Annotated in this window: 19 protein-coding genes; 15 read left to right on the top strand and 4 right to left on the bottom strand. The window is 65.7% G+C overall.

All coding sequences use genetic code 11. The features are described 5' to 3' along the window. Position 1: 1 nt before the first annotated feature. Positions 2 to 385: a response regulator gene (locus VIL42_00915; protein ID HEY8591408.1), complete on the bottom strand. Its 384-nt coding sequence runs from the start codon at positions 383 to 385 to the stop codon at positions 2 to 4. Between the two features lie 135 nt (positions 386 to 520). On the opposite strand from VIL42_00915, the gene VIL42_00910 reads away from it, so the two are divergent. Together VIL42_00910 and msrA are read left to right on the top strand one after the other, a co-directional pair. Beyond that, positions 521 to 1,225, top strand: a complete 705-nt coding sequence (locus VIL42_00910) for a PilZ domain-containing protein (GenBank protein HEY8591407.1) — start codon at positions 521 to 523, stop codon at positions 1,223 to 1,225. A 43-nt stretch (positions 1,226 to 1,268) separates the two neighbouring features. Next, complete coding sequence (msrA, locus tag VIL42_00905) at positions 1,269 to 1,817, top strand: peptide-methionine (S)-S-oxide reductase MsrA (GenBank protein HEY8591406.1); 549 nt, start codon at positions 1,269 to 1,271, stop codon at positions 1,815 to 1,817. Here msrA and VIL42_00900 read toward each other — a convergent pair. From VIL42_00900 to VIL42_00890, 3 genes are read right to left on the bottom strand one after another with little or no spacing between them, the layout of a single operon-like run. After that, entirely contained in the window at positions 1,807 to 2,721 is a 915-nt protein-coding gene (locus tag VIL42_00900) for an L-threonylcarbamoyladenylate synthase (protein HEY8591405.1), read from the bottom strand. The two genes, msrA and VIL42_00900, sit on opposite strands and share 11 nt — an antisense overlap. A 37-nt stretch (positions 2,722 to 2,758) precedes the next feature. Further along, positions 2,759 to 3,115 (bottom strand): GntR family transcriptional regulator, encoded by a 357-nt coding sequence (locus VIL42_00895; GenBank protein HEY8591404.1) that lies wholly within the window; start codon positions 3,113 to 3,115, stop codon positions 2,759 to 2,761. Between the two features lie 30 nt (positions 3,116 to 3,145). Further along, a complete protein-coding gene (locus VIL42_00890; GenBank protein HEY8591403.1) occupies positions 3,146 to 3,745 on the bottom strand; it encodes a nitroreductase in 600 nt (199 codons plus the stop codon). Positions 3,746 to 3,852: 107 nt separating this feature from the next. Between VIL42_00890 and VIL42_00885 the strand changes: the two genes are divergently transcribed. From VIL42_00885 to VIL42_00825, 13 genes are all read left to right on the top strand, one after another. Beyond that, complete coding sequence (locus tag VIL42_00885) at positions 3,853 to 5,493, top strand: peptide MFS transporter (GenBank protein HEY8591402.1); 1,641 nt, start codon at positions 3,853 to 3,855, stop codon at positions 5,491 to 5,493. After that, entirely contained in the window at positions 5,493 to 6,890 is a 1,398-nt protein-coding gene (locus tag VIL42_00880) for an amidohydrolase (protein ID HEY8591401.1), read from the top strand. Before VIL42_00885 ends, VIL42_00880 begins: the two co-directional genes overlap by 1 nt. Beyond that, positions 6,887 to 8,269: an amidohydrolase family protein gene (locus tag VIL42_00875; GenBank protein HEY8591400.1), complete on the top strand. Its 1,383-nt coding sequence runs from the start codon at positions 6,887 to 6,889 to the stop codon at positions 8,267 to 8,269. The genes VIL42_00880 and VIL42_00875 overlap by 4 nt, the downstream gene beginning before the upstream one ends. Continuing rightward, positions 8,266 to 8,922 carry an NnrU family protein gene (locus VIL42_00870; GenBank protein HEY8591399.1) on the top strand — a complete coding sequence of 219 codons (657 nt, stop codon included), beginning with the start codon at positions 8,266 to 8,268 and terminating at the stop codon, positions 8,920 to 8,922. The genes VIL42_00875 and VIL42_00870 overlap by 4 nt, the downstream gene beginning before the upstream one ends. An 18-nt stretch (positions 8,923 to 8,940) precedes the next feature. Next, positions 8,941 to 10,281, top strand: coding sequence for a phosphoglucosamine mutase (gene glmM / locus VIL42_00865; GenBank protein HEY8591398.1), 1,341 nt, complete (start codon positions 8,941 to 8,943; stop codon positions 10,279 to 10,281). A 43-nt stretch (positions 10,282 to 10,324) separates the two neighbouring features. Then, complete coding sequence (thiD, locus tag VIL42_00860; protein HEY8591397.1) at positions 10,325 to 11,554, top strand: bifunctional hydroxymethylpyrimidine kinase/phosphomethylpyrimidine kinase; 1,230 nt, start codon at positions 10,325 to 10,327, stop codon at positions 11,552 to 11,554. A 49-nt stretch (positions 11,555 to 11,603) separates the two neighbouring features. Then, a complete protein-coding gene (locus tag VIL42_00855) occupies positions 11,604 to 12,299 on the top strand; it encodes a ribonuclease HII (protein HEY8591396.1) in 696 nt (231 codons plus the stop codon). A gap of 135 nt (positions 12,300 to 12,434) precedes the next feature. Next, positions 12,435 to 13,556 (top strand): site-specific DNA-methyltransferase, encoded by a 1,122-nt coding sequence (locus VIL42_00850; GenBank protein HEY8591395.1) that lies wholly within the window; start codon positions 12,435 to 12,437, stop codon positions 13,554 to 13,556. Positions 13,557 to 13,651: 95 nt separating this feature from the next. Then, the gene (gene folP / locus VIL42_00845) at positions 13,652 to 14,725 is read left to right on the top strand and encodes a dihydropteroate synthase (protein HEY8591394.1); all 1,074 of its coding nucleotides are present in this window, start codon (positions 13,652 to 13,654) and stop codon (positions 14,723 to 14,725) included. A 94-nt stretch (positions 14,726 to 14,819) separates the two neighbouring features. Then, complete coding sequence (locus tag VIL42_00840) at positions 14,820 to 15,017, top strand: hypothetical protein (protein ID HEY8591393.1); 198 nt, start codon at positions 14,820 to 14,822, stop codon at positions 15,015 to 15,017. Positions 15,018 to 15,029: 12 nt separating this feature from the next. Further along, entirely contained in the window at positions 15,030 to 15,221 is a 192-nt protein-coding gene (locus VIL42_00835) for a hypothetical protein (protein ID HEY8591392.1), read from the top strand. A gap of 61 nt (positions 15,222 to 15,282) precedes the next feature. Then, complete coding sequence (locus tag VIL42_00830) at positions 15,283 to 15,531, top strand: hypothetical protein (GenBank protein HEY8591391.1); 249 nt, start codon at positions 15,283 to 15,285, stop codon at positions 15,529 to 15,531. Between the two features lie 189 nt (positions 15,532 to 15,720). Further along, positions 15,721 to 16,476 (top strand): Crp/Fnr family transcriptional regulator, encoded by a 756-nt coding sequence (locus tag VIL42_00825; GenBank protein HEY8591390.1) that lies wholly within the window; start codon positions 15,721 to 15,723, stop codon positions 16,474 to 16,476. The last annotated feature ends 17 nt before the right edge of the window (positions 16,477 to 16,493 follow it).

Raw genomic sequence — 16,493 nt, 5'->3', positions numbered from 1 at the left:
GCTAGAGCGTTGCCCTGACGCTTGCCAGCAGCTCCTGAAGGACCTCGAACCGAACCGGCTTTTCCAGCGGTCCCACCATGCGCAGGCCCATCGCCTCCCCGAGCCGGTAGGCGGATTCGAGCACGCGGCGGTCGAATCCGCTGACGATCAATACCGGCGCCTCACACTGATTGTCGGCGAGGAAACGGATCAGTTCGACGCCATCCATGCCGGGCATGCCGAGGTCGAGGGCAACCATGTCGGGCCGGTCGGCAAGGAAGGCTTCGCGGAACTCCTCGTCGCGGCGGGTGATGACCGGCTGGAACCCGGCCTCTTCCGCGGCTGTTGCGAGGAATTCGGCCAGCGCCTCCTCGTCATCGATCAGCAGCAGGCGCGGTCCGGGCATTCGAGGTCATTCTCCTTTTGTCGCGGGTAGACATCATCCATGCCGCATTTCAACCGGCGCAACGCACTTTTAACTACGCGAGCGATAAAGTCCCATTTTGGCGCGAAACGCGCGCGTGAAAGGGGCGTCGAACGCATGTTTGCAACGCTGATCCGCAGGAAATGGTCAGGCCAGCCGGTATCGCAAACCGACGCGGCCTTCGAATCAACGACCGTTTCACTGTCGACGAACGTACCCCGCCCGGTCGAACGCCGCGATGACGACCGTGTGCCAGCGATGCTCCGGGTCGGCAAGATGATCGACGCTTCCGGCCACCAGCAGCTGATCAAGGTCAAGAACATGTCCGCCGGCGGGATCATGGCCATCGTGTCGCGCCTGCCGAACGTCGGCGACCCGGTCGATATCGAGGTCTCGGGGCAGAAGATCCCGTCCTCGGTAGTCTGGACTCGCGACGATCTGGTCGGCGTCAAGTTCGACCAGAGCGTCGACCTCGGCGAGCTGCTGGCCGGACGCAAGCAGCGCCTGGGCTTCCGCCCGCGGCCGCCGCGCCTGCAGATCGCCTGCAAGGCGTCGGTCAAGGTCGGCAAAATCTATTACACCGTCGACGTCCACGACATCTCGCTCGGGGGCATGAAGGTCGAGCCGATCGAGGAATATTGCGTCGGCAAGAAGGTCGTCGTCGTGATCGAAAGCCTCCGTCCGGTGAAGGGCGAGGTGCGCTGGTTTTCCGACCGAGTGGCGGGCATCGTCTTCGACAAGCCGCTTGAGTTCGACGAGCTCGCCGAATGGGTCGGCAAAAGGCTCGAACTCGCCAGCCTCAAGGCGTCTTACCAAAAGTAGCTGCTCTTCCTATCTCCGCTGCAACAGCAGACAGGAGTGGAATATGGCCGACGAAGTCGCGGTTCTTGCAGGCGGGTGCTTCTGGTGCACCGAAGCGGTGTTCCTGGACGTGGTCGGAGTGAAATCCGTCGAGAGCGGCTACACCGGCGGCCACACGGTGAACCCGACCTACAAGGAGGTGTGCGGCGGCAATACCGGCCATGCCGAAGCGATCCGGATCACCTTCGACAATGAGCAGCTGAGCTACGACGACCTGCTCGACATCTTCTTTGCGACGCACGACCCGACGCAGCTCAACCGCCAGGGCAACGACATCGGCACGCAATATCGCTCCGCAATTTTCCCGCAGACGGATGAGCAGGCGCAGCAAGCGGACGCAGCGATCGAGCGCAACAATGCCGATCATGGCGGGCGGATCGTCACGACGATCGAGCCGATGGCCGAATGGTATCCGGCCGAGGATTATCACCAGGACTATTGGTCGGGCGAGGGGCAGCGGAACCCTTATTGCATGGCGGTGATCCCGCCCAAGCTTCAGAAGCTCCGCAAGAGCTTCCAGGCACGCACGAAGAGCGCTTCGGCTACGGCCTAGGCGCGGCGGCGCGGCTCAGGCGATCGTTGATGGCCGAGCCGAGCCCGTCGTTCGGGACCGGGGCGACCGCGATGCGCGGCTTTGGCGAGGCGTCCGCCTGGTGAAGCAGGTCGAACAGGCGCCGCGCGGCCTCGACCAGGTCGCCCGATGCGCTGAGGCTCGCGTTGCCGGCGATTGGCCCGAAGCCAATTAGATATTCGTCCGCGTCGGCTCGCTCGGCGTCGAGCCGCAGCGGCTTGGCGGGGGCATAGTGGCTCGCGAGCTGACCCGGCGCTTCGATCTTGCCGCTGCTCTCCAGGGGGGCGTCCACCTCGACCGGCCCTTTGCGCAGCAGGCGGAGCGTGCCGCCGGTTGCTGCGACGATCGTGGACTCGATGCCGCGCCTGGTCGCGCCGCCGTCGATGACAGCCGCAATGCGGCCTTCGAGGCTCTTCAGGACATGCTCGGCTCGCGTCGGGCTGATCGAGCCGCTAGCATTTGCCGATGGCGCCGCGAGCGGGCGTCCGCACTTGCGCAGAAGCGCCTGCATCGCGGGATGGTCCGGCACCCGAAGCCCGATCGTGTCGAGGCCCGCGGTGACCAGCGAGGCGATACCGCTGTCGGCGCGCAGCGGAACGACGAGCGTCAGCGGTCCAGGCCAGTGCTCGCGCGCCAGCGCCAGCGCGTCATTGCCGAACTCGCCGATGACCTGGGCGGCCGCGAGGTCCGGCACATGGACGATCAGCGGATTGAAGCTCGGCCGGCCTTTCGCCTCGTAGATGCGCGCGACGGCGTCGCCGTTGGTCGCGTCCGCGGCGAGGCCGTAGACGGTCTCGGTCGGCACAGCGACCGGCTGCCCGGCAAGGATCAGCCGCGCGGCTTCGGCTATGCCGTTTTCGTCATCGGTGAGGAGCCGGGTCTGCACCCGTTGCGGCTAGAGGATTAGCGCGCCGGGCGGAAGTTCAGGCGGTTTCCCGCTGCAGCAGTTCGCTGGCGTCGATCCCGAGCCGGCTCATGCGCGCCCGGATCTCCGGCCATTCTTCCTTGAGGAAGCGAGTGCGTTCGGATTCACTGAGCCGCTGGCGCGCGCCCGGCGCGACGAACATGCCGACGCCGCGCTTGACGACGATCAGCCCTTCGTCCTGGAAGCCCTGATAGGCCTTGGCGACCGTCAGCGGGTTGGCCTGTTCCTCGGCGGCGAGCGCCCGCACCGAAGGAAGCGGATCCCCGTCCTTGTACTTGCCGGCGAGGATCGCGTCGGCAATCACTTCGCGGAGGCGGACGTAGACCGGTTTTTCATGCTGGGTGCGAAGCGTCATGCTGTCATAATACAGCGCCGCGCGGAAAGTTCAATCTGAATCTTGGACTTGCGGCGAGGCCCAGGCGCTGACCACTTCCGCAAGCGAAGGCCGCGGCCGCTCTTCGATCTCGCGGCCAGGCTGACCGATGAAGATGAAGCCGGCGATCCGCTCGCCATCGCCGCAGAAAGCGCTGCGCACGCGCTCCGAATAGGTCCGCCACCCCGTGACCCAGCCGGCGACATAGCCGAGCGCATGAGCGGCATGGAGAAGGTTCATCGCCGCCGCCCCGCAAGACAGCTCCTGCTCCCACACCGGGATCTTGTGATTGGGAACCGGCGCCGAGACGACCACGACCAGCTGGCCGGCATAATGAGCGAAATCATGCTCCTTCTGGTGGTGGGCGATGCTGGCGCAAGGATCGTGCTCGGCCAGCGCTTCGCGAAGCAGTGCCTCGAACCGGTCGCGCTGGTCCGCGCCGACGGTCACGAACCGCCAGGGGTGCAGCTTGCCGTGGTCGGGCGTGCGCGCGGCAATGGTCAGGATACGCTGCATCTCCTCCGCGGTCGGCCCGTCGCCGATCAGTTCGCGCGGCTTGGCGGAGCGGCGGGTCTCGAGAAGCGACAGCGTCGACGAACGGTCATTCAGCATCGACGGGGCACATAGGGTGGCCCGCAGCATGCAACAATGCGCTTCACAACGCGCTTTGCGTCGTTACGGTGCGCGACAAATCGAGTTGAGGTCTGGGGAGACTGTTAGTGAAGCCGATGCAAACCTGGAATGAGGGTGACTGGATCGCCGCGATTGCGACCCTCATCCTTGCAGCCTTCCTCGCCATTGGCTTGGCCATCGGCCTCAGCCGCAAGCAGGAGGTGATCGGCCACCCGAAGGGCCTGTTCATGCTCTTCTTCGCCGAAATGTGGGAGCGCTTCTCCTACTACGGCATGCGGGCGCTGCTGATCTTCTACCTGACCAAGCATTGGCTGTTCGCCGACGACAAGTCGAACCTCATCTACGGCGCCTACACGAGCCTGGTGTACATCACGCCGGTGCTCGGCGGCTATCTCGCCGATCGCTACCTCGGCCAGCGCAAGGCAGTGCTATTCGGCGGCATCCTGCTCGCGCTCGGCCACGGGGCGATGGCGATCGAAGGCACAGGCGGCCAGGAAGATGCGACGATCAACGTCTTCTGGCTGGCGCTTGCGCTGATCATCGTCGGCTCCGGATTCCTCAAAGCGAACATCTCGGTGATGGTGGGCCAGCTCTACCGGCTGACGGACACCCGCCGCGACGCCGCCTACACCATCTTCTACATGGGCATTAACCTCGGCGCCGCCGCAGGCTCGATCCTCGTCGGCTACCTCGGCGAGACGATCGGCTGGGGCTATGGCTTCGGGCTTGCCGGCATCGGCATGCTCGCCGGCCTTGCCGTCTTCGTGATCGGCAAGGGCGTTCTCAACGGCGCTGGCGAGCCGCCGGCATCGCTTCCCAAGGGCCGCGAACTGACGCTCTACGGGGTCGGCCTCGCCGCCGTGGCGGTGATGTGGGGCCTCATCCAGTACCAAAACGTCATTCAGATGCTGCTGATCATCTCCGGCATCGCGCTGCTCGCCTACGTGCTCTACGAAGCCTTCAAGCTGGACCGCGAGCCGCGCCACCGCATCTTCGCGATCCTGTTCCTGATCGCCCTCAACCCGCTGTTCTGGGGCCTGTTCGAACAGGCGGGCGGCAGCTTCAACCTGTACACCGACCGCTATGTCGACCGCGGGAACATCCCCGCCTCGGTCTTCCAGTCGGTGAACTCCATCTACATCATTCTGCTCGCGCCTTTGTTCGCGGCCCTTTGGCAGTATCTCGGCAAGAGGAACCTGGAGCCTTCGGCACCCGCCAAGTTCGGCCTCGCGCTGATGCAGGTCGGTGCGGCATTCCTGGTGTTCGTCCTGGGTGCGAACCTCAGCGGAGACGCGCTGACCCCGGTGTTCTTCGTCTTCGCGCTCTACTTCCTTCAGACGACCGGCGAGCTGTGCCTGTCGCCCGTCGGCCTCAGCGCGATGAACCGTCTCGCACCGAGGTTCATGGCATCGCTGATCATGGGCGCATGGTTCTACATGACCGCCGTCGGTAACTTCGTCGCCGGCAAGATCGGCGAGGCGACGGGCGGCGAAAGCGGCGAAATGTCGAGGGACCTGACCTTGTCGATCTATAATGAGATCGGCTGGATCGCGGTCGGCTGCGGTGTGCTGGTGCTCGCGGTTTCGCCCTTGATCAAGCGCCTCATGCACCTCGACACGCTGAAGGACGAGGACCTGGCGGGCCGTGCGGAACTGGCCGAGAACCAAGGACCCGGCATGTTCCCGCAGCGCGAGGACGTGGAGGGGCGCAGCCCCAAAGGCGTCTGATGCGGCTCGGGGGGGCGATCATCTTGGTGGCGGCAGGCGCGGGATTGACCGCGTGCGCCGCGCTCAACCCGCCGGCGAAGGATGCGGCGGCGGTCCGGATCAACGAAGATCCCTATCCGTCGACCTATGCCCGCTACGCGGGCGCGCCGACGGTGATCCGCAACGCGACCGTGTTCGACGGCGACGGCCGCCGCATCGACGGGGGCACGGTGATCTTCGCCGATGGCGCGATTCAGGCGGTCCGCGGACCGGCACTGGCGACGCCCGTGGGCGCGGTGGAGATCGACGGTACCGGCAAGTTCGTGACCCCCGGCATCATCGACGTGCACAGCCACCTCGGCGATTATCCGTCGCCCGGCGTGGAAGCGCTGTCGGACGGCAACGAAGCGACGTCCCCCGCGCGGCCCGAAGTGTGGGCGGAACATAGCGTCTGGCCGCAGGACCCGGGCTTCAGCCGGGCGCTTGCCAATGGCGGCGTGACCACGCTGCAGATCCTGCCGGGCTCAGCGAACCTGTTCGGCGGCCGCTCGGTGACGGTGAAGAACGTGCCGGCGCGGACGGTGCAGGGGATGAAGTTCCCCGGCGCTCCCTACGGCCTCAAGATGGCGTGCGGCGAAAATCCGAAGCGGGTTTACGGGTCGAAGGGCAACATGCCGCAGACGCGGATGGGCAATATCGCCGTCACGCGTCAGACCTGGATCGATGCCCAGGCGTACAAGCGCAAGTGGGACGCTTATACTGCAGACGGCGGCGACATGCCCGACCGCGACCTTGCCAAGGACACGCTGATGGGCGTGCTCGACGGCAAGATCCTGATCCACAACCATTGCTACCGCGCCGACGAAATGGCCCAGATGATCGATATGGCCCATGAGTTCGGCTACAAGGTCACGGCCTTTCACCACGCGGTCGAAAGCTACAAGATCGCCGACATCCTCGCTCGCGAAGGCATCTGCTCGGCGATGTGGGCGGACTGGTACGGCTTCAAGATGGAAGCCTATGACGCGGTGAAGGAGAATATCCCGCTGGTTCACAATGCGGGCGCCTGTGCCATCGTCCATTCCGACGACCCGAACGGCATCCAGCGCCTGAACCAGGAAGCGGCCAAAGCGCTTGCCGACGGACGCCGTGCCGGGATCGACGTCAGCGACGCCGTTGCCTGGACGTGGCTCAGCCGCAACCCGGCCCAGGCGCTCGGCATCCTCAACAGGACCGGCACGCTGACGCCGGGCAAGATGGCGGACGTGGTGCTGTGGAACGGCAATCCGTTCAGCGTCTATGCGCGGCCGGAACGCGTGTGGATCGACGGCGCGCTCATGTATGACATGAACGATCCGAAGCGGCGGCCGGTCAGCGACTTCGAGCTGGGCCAGCCGGGCGAAGGAGACGTGAAATGATCCGCGCGCTGCTTGCCGCATTGCTGGTCACGACGAGCGTTCCAGCCGCCGCCCAAACCTTCGCGATCGTCAACGGCACTGTTGCCAAGGGCGACGGCTCGGAACCGATCCCTGGCGGCATGGTCGTCGTTCGCAACGGCAGGGTCGTCGCCGCGGGCGACATCCGCATGAAGTTGCCCGCGGATACGCAGGTGATCGATGCCACCGGCAAATGGGTGGCGCCGGGGATCGTCGCCGGCTTTTCCCGCCTCGGCTTGTCGGAGGTCGACCTGTCCGCTGAAGGATCGGAGGACGTCAGCGCCAATGGGCCGTTCAGCGCCGCCATCGATGTGGTGCCGTCGGTCAATCCGCGCGCCTCGACGATCGCCGTGAACCGTGCCGACGGAATCACGCGCGCCGTCGTCGCGCCCGGCGCCGGCAAGAGCATTTTTGCCGGGCAGGGGGCGGTGATCGACACCGGCGCCGACATGGACCCGATCACCGCCGCCCGCCGCTTCCAATATGTCGAACTTGGCGAGAGCGGCGCCGACAATGCCGGCGGTTCCCGGTCCTCGGCCTTTGCCTTGTTCCGCAACGCCTTGCGCGAAGCCTCGCAGCTCGGCCGCTATGCGGCGCCCGTGAGCAGCGGGACGGCGGAACGGCAGGACGAACGCGACCGGCCCGTGGTGCGTAACCCGAACGAATCCCGCCTCTACGATCGGCAGCGTAACAGCGACGTTCTTCTGACCCGCTATGACGCCACGGCGCTCGTTCCGGTGCTGCAAGGGCGGCAGCAGCTGCTTGTCCACGTCGAGCAAGCCCGCGACATCCTCAACGTTCTCAACCTCAAACGCGAGTATCCGGGCCTGAAGCTAGTGCTGGTCGGGGCGAGCGAAGGCTGGACGGTCGCTGACCGCATCCGCAGCGCCGGCGTGCCGGTCATTGCCGCTCCGCTGAACGATCTGCCGGCCTCGTTCGAGGAGCTTGCGGCGACCCAGTCGAATGTCGGCCGCCTGCGCGCTGCCGGCGTTCAGGTCGCGCTCGGCACGATCAACGGGGATGATACCCGCAATATCTTCTGGCAGCGCCAATATGCCGGCAACCTCGTCGGCCTTCAGCGGGTGCCCGGCGCCGCCGGCGTCAGCTGGGGCGAGGCCTTGGCGATGATCACCTCGCGCCCCGCAGAAGTGATCGGCCTCGGCAATGAGCTGGGCAGCCTGGCGCCCGGGCGGCGCGCCGATGTCGTCATCTGGTCGGGCGATCCGCTCGAAGGCTCGAGCGCGGCCGAGCAGGTTTACATCGACGGCGTTCGCCAGCCACTCGAGACGCGCCAGACGCGCCTGCTCCAACGCTATCGCGACCTTCAGCGGCGCGATCTTCCGGAGGCATACCGGCATTGACCTTGCAGATGGGCCTTTTGCTGTCGGCGATCGCATTCGTCGGCACGCACTTCCTGATGTCGCACCCGCTTCGCGGGCCGATGGTGCGGGCCATGGGCGAAGGGCCGTTCCGCGGCGTCTATTCGCTGGTATCGCTGATCACGTTCGGCGCGATGATCTATTTCTATCATGCGATCGGGCGCGAGCCGCCGTTGTGGGCGACTGAAGAATGGATGTGGATCGTCGCCGCGGTGCTGATGTGGTTCGCCTGTATCCTCTTCGCCGGCTCGTTCACCGGCAATCCGGCGCTTCCCGGCGCACCGGGTCCGCGCGGCGGCCCGCGTGGCGTGCTGCGCCTCACCCGCCACCCGATGATGTGGAGCTTCGCGATCTGGGCGGTGGTCCACCTCGCGCTCATCGCCATGCCGAAGGCGCTGGTGCTGGACGCCGCCATCCTCCTGCTCGCGCTCGCGGGTGCGGCGATGCAGGACCGCAAGAAGGCCGCGGCCATGGGTGAGGACTGGCACGACTGGACCGCGCAGACCGCCTTCGTGCCCTTCACGCGCGGGCTTGCAAACCCGGGCCTCGTCGCACTGATCGGCGGCACCATCCTGTTCCTGATCGCGACGTGGGCGCACCCGATCCCTGTCGGGTTCTGGCGCTGGATCGGCTGACCGCGCTAAGGGCCGCTGATGGCACGGAAATTCTTTGGCACTGACGGCATTCGCGGCACCACCAATGCGGAGCCGATGACGGCGCAGACGGCGCTTGCCGTCGGCATGGCGGCGGGCGCTCACTTCATGCGCGGCGACCACCGCCACCGCGTCGTGATCGGCAAGGACACGCGCCTGTCGGGCTACATGATGGAATCGGCGATGGTCGCTGGGTTCACCAGCGTCGGGATGGACGTCGTGCTTCTCGGGCCGATGCCGACGCCGGCGGTAGCGATGCTGACGCGATCGATGCGCGCCGACCTCGGCGTCATGATCAGCGCGTCGCACAATCCGTTTGCCGACAACGGGATCAAGCTGTTCGGGCCCGACGGCTACAAGCTCAGCGATGATGCCGAGCAAGCCATCGAAAAGCGGTTCGGCGACAAGCCGCAGCTCGCCAAATCGGAACTGATCGGCCGGGCGCGGCGGATCGACGACGCGCGCGGCCGCTACGTCCAATTCGCGAAGGATACTTTCCCTGAGCATCTGCGGCTCGACGGGCTGAAGGTGGTCGTCGATTGCGCCAACGGCGCCGCTTACCACGTCGCGCCCGATGCGCTGTGGGAGCTTGGGGCCGAAGTGATCCCGCTCGGCGTCGCGCCCAACGGCCTCAACATCAACGACAAATGCGGCTCGACCCATCCAGAGACCATGCAGGAAGCCGTGGTCGCGAGCGGCGCCGACATCGGCCTTGCGCTGGATGGCGACGCCGACCGGCTGATCGTCTGCGACGAGCAGGGACGGCTCGTCGACGGGGACCAATTGATGGCGCTGATCGCGCTCGGTCTTCAGGCGCGCGGTGAGCTCAAGGGCGACGCAGTCGTGGCGACCGTCATGTCCAACCTCGGCCTTGAGCGGAAGCTCGAGGAAGCCGGGCTCAAGACCGTCCGCACCAAAGTCGGCGACCGCTATGTGCTCGAGGAGATGCGCAAGTCCGGCTGCAATGTCGGCGGCGAGCAGTCGGGGCACATCATCCTCACCGATCATGCGACGACCGGCGACGGCCTCGTCGCCGGGCTGCAGGTGCTCGCGGCGCTGGTCGAGGGCGGCAAGCCGGCCAGCAGCCTGCTGCGCCAGTTCGAACCGCTGCCGCAGCTGCTCAAGAATGTCCGCTTCAACGGGGGCGTCGATCCGCTGGAAACGGACAGCGTCCGCAAGCGCATCGCCGCCGCGGAAGCCGAACTGGAAGGCAAGGGCCGCCTGGTGATCCGCAAGTCGGGGACGGAGCCGCTGATCCGCGTGATGGCCGAAGGCGACGATCCTGCGACGGTTAAACGGGTTGTCGACGACATTTGCGAAGCAGTCCAGGCGGCCGCGTGAACCATTTCTTGGTATTTGCGGCGCTAACCGCCACATCGTGCACATGGACAACTTCGCCCCCAACGCCGGGTCGAAGGCGGGTAGCGTAACGCCGACGGCGCGAATTCTCGTCATCGCGGGCTCCGACAGCGGGGGCGGCGCAGGGATTCAGGCTGACATCAAGACCATCGCGATGCTCGGCGGCCACCCGATGACGGCGATCACCGCGATCACCGCCCAGAACACGGTCGGCGTCACCGCCATCCATCCGGTGCCGACGGAAACCGTCCTTGCGCAGATCGACGCGGTCGCCGAGGATATCGGCATCGATGCCGTGAAGATCGGCATGATCGGCAGCGCCTTCACCGCGGGACTCGTCGCCGATCGTCTCGAACAGCTGAAAGCCGTCCAGCCCGGGCTGCCGATCGTGTTCGATCCTGTGATGGTCGCAACGAGCGGCGGGGTCCTTGCCGACGACGCCACGGTCGCGGCGTTCGCGCGGTTGATGAAGGTCGCGACGATCGCCACGCCCAACCTGCCGGAACTCAAGCGGCTGACGTCCGAGGAAGACCCTGTCGCCGCCGCGCTCCACCTCGTCGGTGAGCATGGCTGCGCGGTGCTGATCAAGGGCGGGCACGAGGAAGGCGAGGCGCTCGCCGACGCGCTCATTGAAACCGACAATATGACCAGCTGGCAAGGGCGCCGGATCGACACCACCAGCACGCACGGCACCGGCTGCACGCTCGCAAGCGCGATCACACTTTTCCTTGCCAAGGGCGCGAGCCTGTCGGACGCTGTCGGCCGCGCGCGCGAGTTCGTCCGCGTCGCGCTTCACGAGGCCCCGGGGCTGGGGCAGGGGTCGGGCCCGATCGGCCAGTCCTCGGTCCGCCTCGACGTTGGCGACGGGCCGCGGCTCAACCAGGTGACGGTGACCGGCACCGATTACCGGCGTTCGGTTGATTTCTACCGCAAGCTCGGGCTGCGGCAGATCGTCGACAGCCCCGACAACGGCTATGCCCGCTTCGAGCTGGCCGGTGGCATGACTTTCTCGGTCCAGATTGATCCTGAAGAAACGATTGCCGCCACGACGGCTATCTACCTCGAGTGCGACGATCTCGACCAGCGCGTCGAACAACTCGCGCGCAGCGGGATCGCTTTCGAGCATGGCCCGCGCAACCAGCCGTGGATGTGGCGCGAAGCGCGCCTGCGCGATCCCGACGGCAATATCATCTTCTTCTACAAAGCCGGCGAAAACCGCCGCTTCCCGCCGTGGCGGGTCGGCAATCCACAATAATTTGAAGCAGGTACTGGCGACTCGCTGATCATCGGCTAGGCTTGCACGGATGCCGCGGCGCTGTTCCTTCAAGCTCGAGATCGGATTTCCGCAGCCGCTTGCCGGCGTCGACGAAGCGGGCTGCGCGCCGCTGGCCGGGCCGGTGGTCGCTGCGGCCTGCATCCTGGACCGCGACAAATTTCCGTACGGCATCGACGACAGCAAGAATTTGCCGATCGACAAGCGCGAGAGCCTCTACGGGCGGATCACGAAGCAATGCGTCGCCTGGGGCGTCGGCATGGCGTCGGTCGAAGAGATCGACACGATCAACATCTATTGGGCGCGCATGCTGGCGATGAGTCGCGCGGTCGAAGCGCTCGGCCTCGAACCCGCATGGGTGCTGGTCGACGGCAATGCCTGCCCGCGCTGGGAGCGGCCGTCCAAGGCCATCGTCGACGGCGACGCCAAGTGCCGGTCCATCGCCGCCGCGTCGATCATCGCCAAGGTCACGCGCGACCGGATCATGGCCGACTATGCGCTGCAGCATCCCGGCTACGGCTGGGAGCATAATCGCGGCTATCCGACGCCCGATCATCGCAGGGCGCTGCGCGAGCTCGGGCCCACCCCGCTGCACCGCCGCAGCTTCGGCCTGGTGAAGCAGATGATCGCGCAAACCATGCAGCCGGAGCTGGTGCTGGAAGAAATCTCGAGCGGAGAGTCCTCGGTGCCACACCACCAGCCATTGAGTCCCGCCAAGGCCGCCTGACTCAATATCTTGTGTTCAGGTCGGTACGGACTCGTTCCGTTCTCCTGTCTCAAGAACCGCCGTTAACCTCTTCATTGTTGACCGCGAGTCCGGCCTGACTCACCCTCGCACGTTCAACCTAGGGGCACGAGCGAGATGAACCTGATCGCCCGCATCGCGGAGCAGCCGACGAGCTTTCGTCCGGCGAAAACGGGCAAGCGGGAGCTGCCGCTCGACACCATCCTGCAGGGCGACTGCATCGCCATGATGGCACGCCTTCCGGACAAGTCCGTCGACATGATCTTCGCCGACCCGCCGTACAATCTGCAGCTTGGCGGCGACCTGTTCCGTCCCGAGGGCGGCCGCGTGGATGCGGTGGATGACGAATGGGACAAGTTCGACAGCCTCGCCGCCTATGACGGCTTCACCCGTGACTGGCTCGACCAGGCGCGGCGGATCCTCAAGGACGACGGCACCATCTGGGTGATCGGCAGCTATCACAATATCTACCGCGTCGGCTCGCTGCTGCAGGACGCCGACTTCTGGATCTTGAACGACATCGTCTGGCGCAAGACCAACCCGATGCCGAACTTCCGCGGCACCCGCTTCACCAACGCGCATGAGACGTTGCTGTGGTGCGCGAAGGACGAAAAGGCGCGCTACACCTTCAACTATCGCGCCATGAAGGCGCTGAACGACGATCTGCAGATGCGCTCCGACTGGTCGTTCCCGATCTGCGCCGGCGCGGAGCGGGTGAAAGGCGCCGACGGGTCGAAGGCGCATCCGACGCAGAAGCCCGAAGCCTTGCTGTACCGCATCCTGCTCGCCTGCACGAAGCCGGGCGACGTGGTGCTCGATCCGTTCTTCGGCACCGGCACGACCGGCGCGGTCGCTCGCCGCCTCGGCCGCCGTTGGATCGGGATCGAGCGCGAAACCGCTTATGTGAAGGTCGCAAGCGAACGGATCGCATCGACCCTGCCGCTCGACGAAAGCGCGATGAAGACGGTGCCTGACAAACGATCGGCGCCGCGCGTCGCGTTCGGCGTGCTGGTCGAAAGCGGGCTCGTCCCGCCCGGGACGTTGCTGACGGACGCCAAGCGCCGCTGGAGCGCGAGCGTCCAGGCCGACGGCTCGATTGCCTGCGGCCCGCATGTCGGTTCCATTCACAAGGTCGGCGCGGCGCTGCAGGGCGCACCGTCGTGCAACGGATGGACCTTCTGGCACGCCGGCGACGAGCCGCTCGATGCGTTGCGGCAGCAGCATTTGAGCTCCCTTTAGCATCCGTTCGCCCTGAGCTTGTCGAAGGGCTGCCTTCTTCTTACCCCAACAAGTGAACGGCAGGGCTTCGACAGGCTCAGCCCGAACGGAGCTTTATGACCAGAACCCTCATCCGCCCCACGGGCTTCGTCGATTCCCCGTTCGGCCATGACGGCAAGGTCGCGCGGCTTGCCGGGGGGCTGAACTGGTTCTCCGTCGTCGAGCTGATCCGCGTCGAAGGTCACAATCGCGTTTCGGCCGAGCTGCTGCCCGTCGCCGGGATCGAAGAGCGCTTCGACGACGCGATGGCGCAGCAATGGCAGGCGCTGACATCGCCGCGCGCGCCGCTGCAGCTCGGCGGCCGCACGATCCGCCTCGACCAGCCGCAGGTGATGGGCATCGTCAATGTGACGCCGGACAGCTTCTCCGACGGCGGCCAGTTCGCCGACGCCGCGGCTGCGGCAATCGCCGGCGGCGACATGGGCGGCGAGGGCGCGGCAATCGTCGATGTCGGTGGGGAATCCACCCGCCCCGGCGCGAAACCGGTGTGGGAAGGCGACGAGATCGAACGGGCAATCCCGGTGATTCGCCAGCTTGCCAAGGGCGGCGCGGCCGTGTCGATCGACACGCGCAAGGCCGACGTCATGACGGCAGCGCTGGAAGCGGGCGCACGCCTCATCAACGACGTGTCGGCACTGACTTACGACGAGCGCTCCGCCGCAACGGTCGCGGCGGCAGGGGTCCCGGTGATCCTGATGCATCACCAGGGTGCGCCGGAGACGATGCAGCAGGACCCGCGCTACGACGACGTGCTCGTCGAAGTGTATCTGTGGCTCGAGGAGCGCGTTGCGGCGGCGGAGCAGGCCGGGATTGCGCGGGACAAGATCCTGATCGATCCGGGCTTCGGCTTCGGCAAGAATGTCGCCCACAATCTTGAGCTGATGAACGGCCTGGCGCTGTTGCATTCGCTCGGCTGCCCGCTCGTCGTCGGCGCGAGCCGCAAGCGGACCATCGGTGCATTGTCCGGTGAAGCCCCCGCCGACAAGCGCCTCGGCGGCAGTATCGCGCTTGCGCTCAAGGCCGCGGAGCAGGGGGCGCATGTGCTCCGTGTGCACGACGTGTACGACACGGTGCAGGCCCTGAAGGTCTGGCGGGGCTTGCGCGACCAGGCGCTCACGCCTCGGCTATAGAATTGAAAATTCCACGCGCCTCTTGATGCAGTTTATGTCGCGTCGCCCGTAATTGGCCTCAAATACAGTGGCTTATCAGTTCGAGGGGCGGACGATGGATGACCGAGACCAGGAATATTATCGGCAGCGCGAATTGAGCGAACGGGCGGCGGCGAAAAGCGCGGCGTGCCCGGATGCGCGGCGGGTTCATCACGAACTGGCGCAGAACTATGCCGCGCTCGCGCGCGGTGAAGCGGAGATGCCCTATATTGGCCCGGGTTCGCGGCGGCGTCCCATCGGCACGATCGGCTAACCCCGCGTCGCAATGCTCTACTCTGTCTTCGAAACAAGGGCGTGCGGCGTTTTCGCGAAGGCTGGCGACCTCGACGCGGCGACGGATAGCGAAGCGCTGAAGAAGGCGCGGCGGATGCTGGTTTCCGGTGCCGGCGAGCTTCGGCAGGACATGCGCATCGTGTGCCGCTTTGGAAGGACCGAGCCGTTCATGCTGCGCGACTGACCGTCGGATCGCCGCATCATGCTTTTCGCTAACCTACTTTAGAAGCGGCATTGCGGCCGCCGTGTATCGCCGTTCGATGCCGACTTACCGTGTTACCGTCGTGAACGAACATTTCTCCGAGACCGGCGATCAGGAGTCTCCAGACGTTGTGAAAGCGTGGCAGTCGGCCATCGCCGGCGCGATCGCCATCGGCCAGGAGCAGGTTTCCCACGGGAACCCGTTCTTCGGCGCGGAAGTCAGGCTTGAGGAGGGGAACAGGCTGATCGGCCGATATGTCGTCTCGGTCGGAGCCACACCGCTCAAGGACTAGGCGGCTGTGCAGCGGATCCCGCCTGCCGCCTGCCGTGCCAGCCTTCAAGCGTCGAACAATACCCAAACATAAATCAAGGCGCGTTGCGCATAACTGTCATAAAGAAGGCTCATCGTCGGACCGACTATAGGGGCTCTGGCGGCTGAGAGACCGATTTGTGCTCCCGCCCTTATACCGGGAGCAATTTTTGTGCAGCAGAACACCAGTTCGTCGACGCTCGAACCTTTTGTAGAGAAGCTGTCCTACCGGCTGCCGCTCGATGCCGACGACCAGGCCGCGATCCGCGCGCTGCCATTCAACCTCAAGCGCATCGAGCGGAGCCACTTCCTGGTTCGCGAGCGCGAGCGCGCGACCCATTCCACGGTCCTCCTTTCCGGCTACGCCATCCGTTCCAAGCTGGTTGCCACGGGCGGTCGCCAAATCCTCTCCGTGCATATGAAGGGAGAAGTGGTCGACCTTCAGAATTCGATGCTCGAGATTGCCGATCACAGCGTGCAGATGCTGACGCCGGGCAAGATCGCTGCCGTGCCTCGCGAAGCGGTGATCGCACTCACGCGAGAGCGGCCGAGGATCGGTCACGCAATGTGGCTCGACACGCTCGTCGACGGCTCCATTTTCCGCGAGTGGATCACCAATGTCGGCCGCCGCGACGCGCGGACCCGCATCGCCCACCTGCTTTGCGAATTTTCGCTGCGGCTGAAGGTTGCGGGCCTTGGGCATGAGAACCAGTACGAACTGCCGATGACGCAGGAGCAGCTTGCCGACGCGACCGGTTTGACGTCCGTGCACGTCAACCGCACGATCAAGTCGCTCGAGCGCGACGGCCTGATTCAGCGTTCAAACCCACGGTCAATCTTCGTCGGCGACTGGCGCAAGCTTGCCGATGCCGGCGACTTCGACAGCAATTACCTGCACTTGCGGGAAGACGAGCCGGCGCTTCGCTAGGAAGTGGCTCGCCGTTT

Source organism: Sphingomicrobium sp., from assembly GCA_036563485.1.
In the GTDB taxonomy this organism is placed as follows: domain Bacteria; phylum Pseudomonadota; class Alphaproteobacteria; order Sphingomonadales; family Sphingomonadaceae; genus Sphingomicrobium.
Note: the sequence above shows the minus strand (reverse complement) of the source record. Positions and strands in the feature narration are given on the sequence as shown.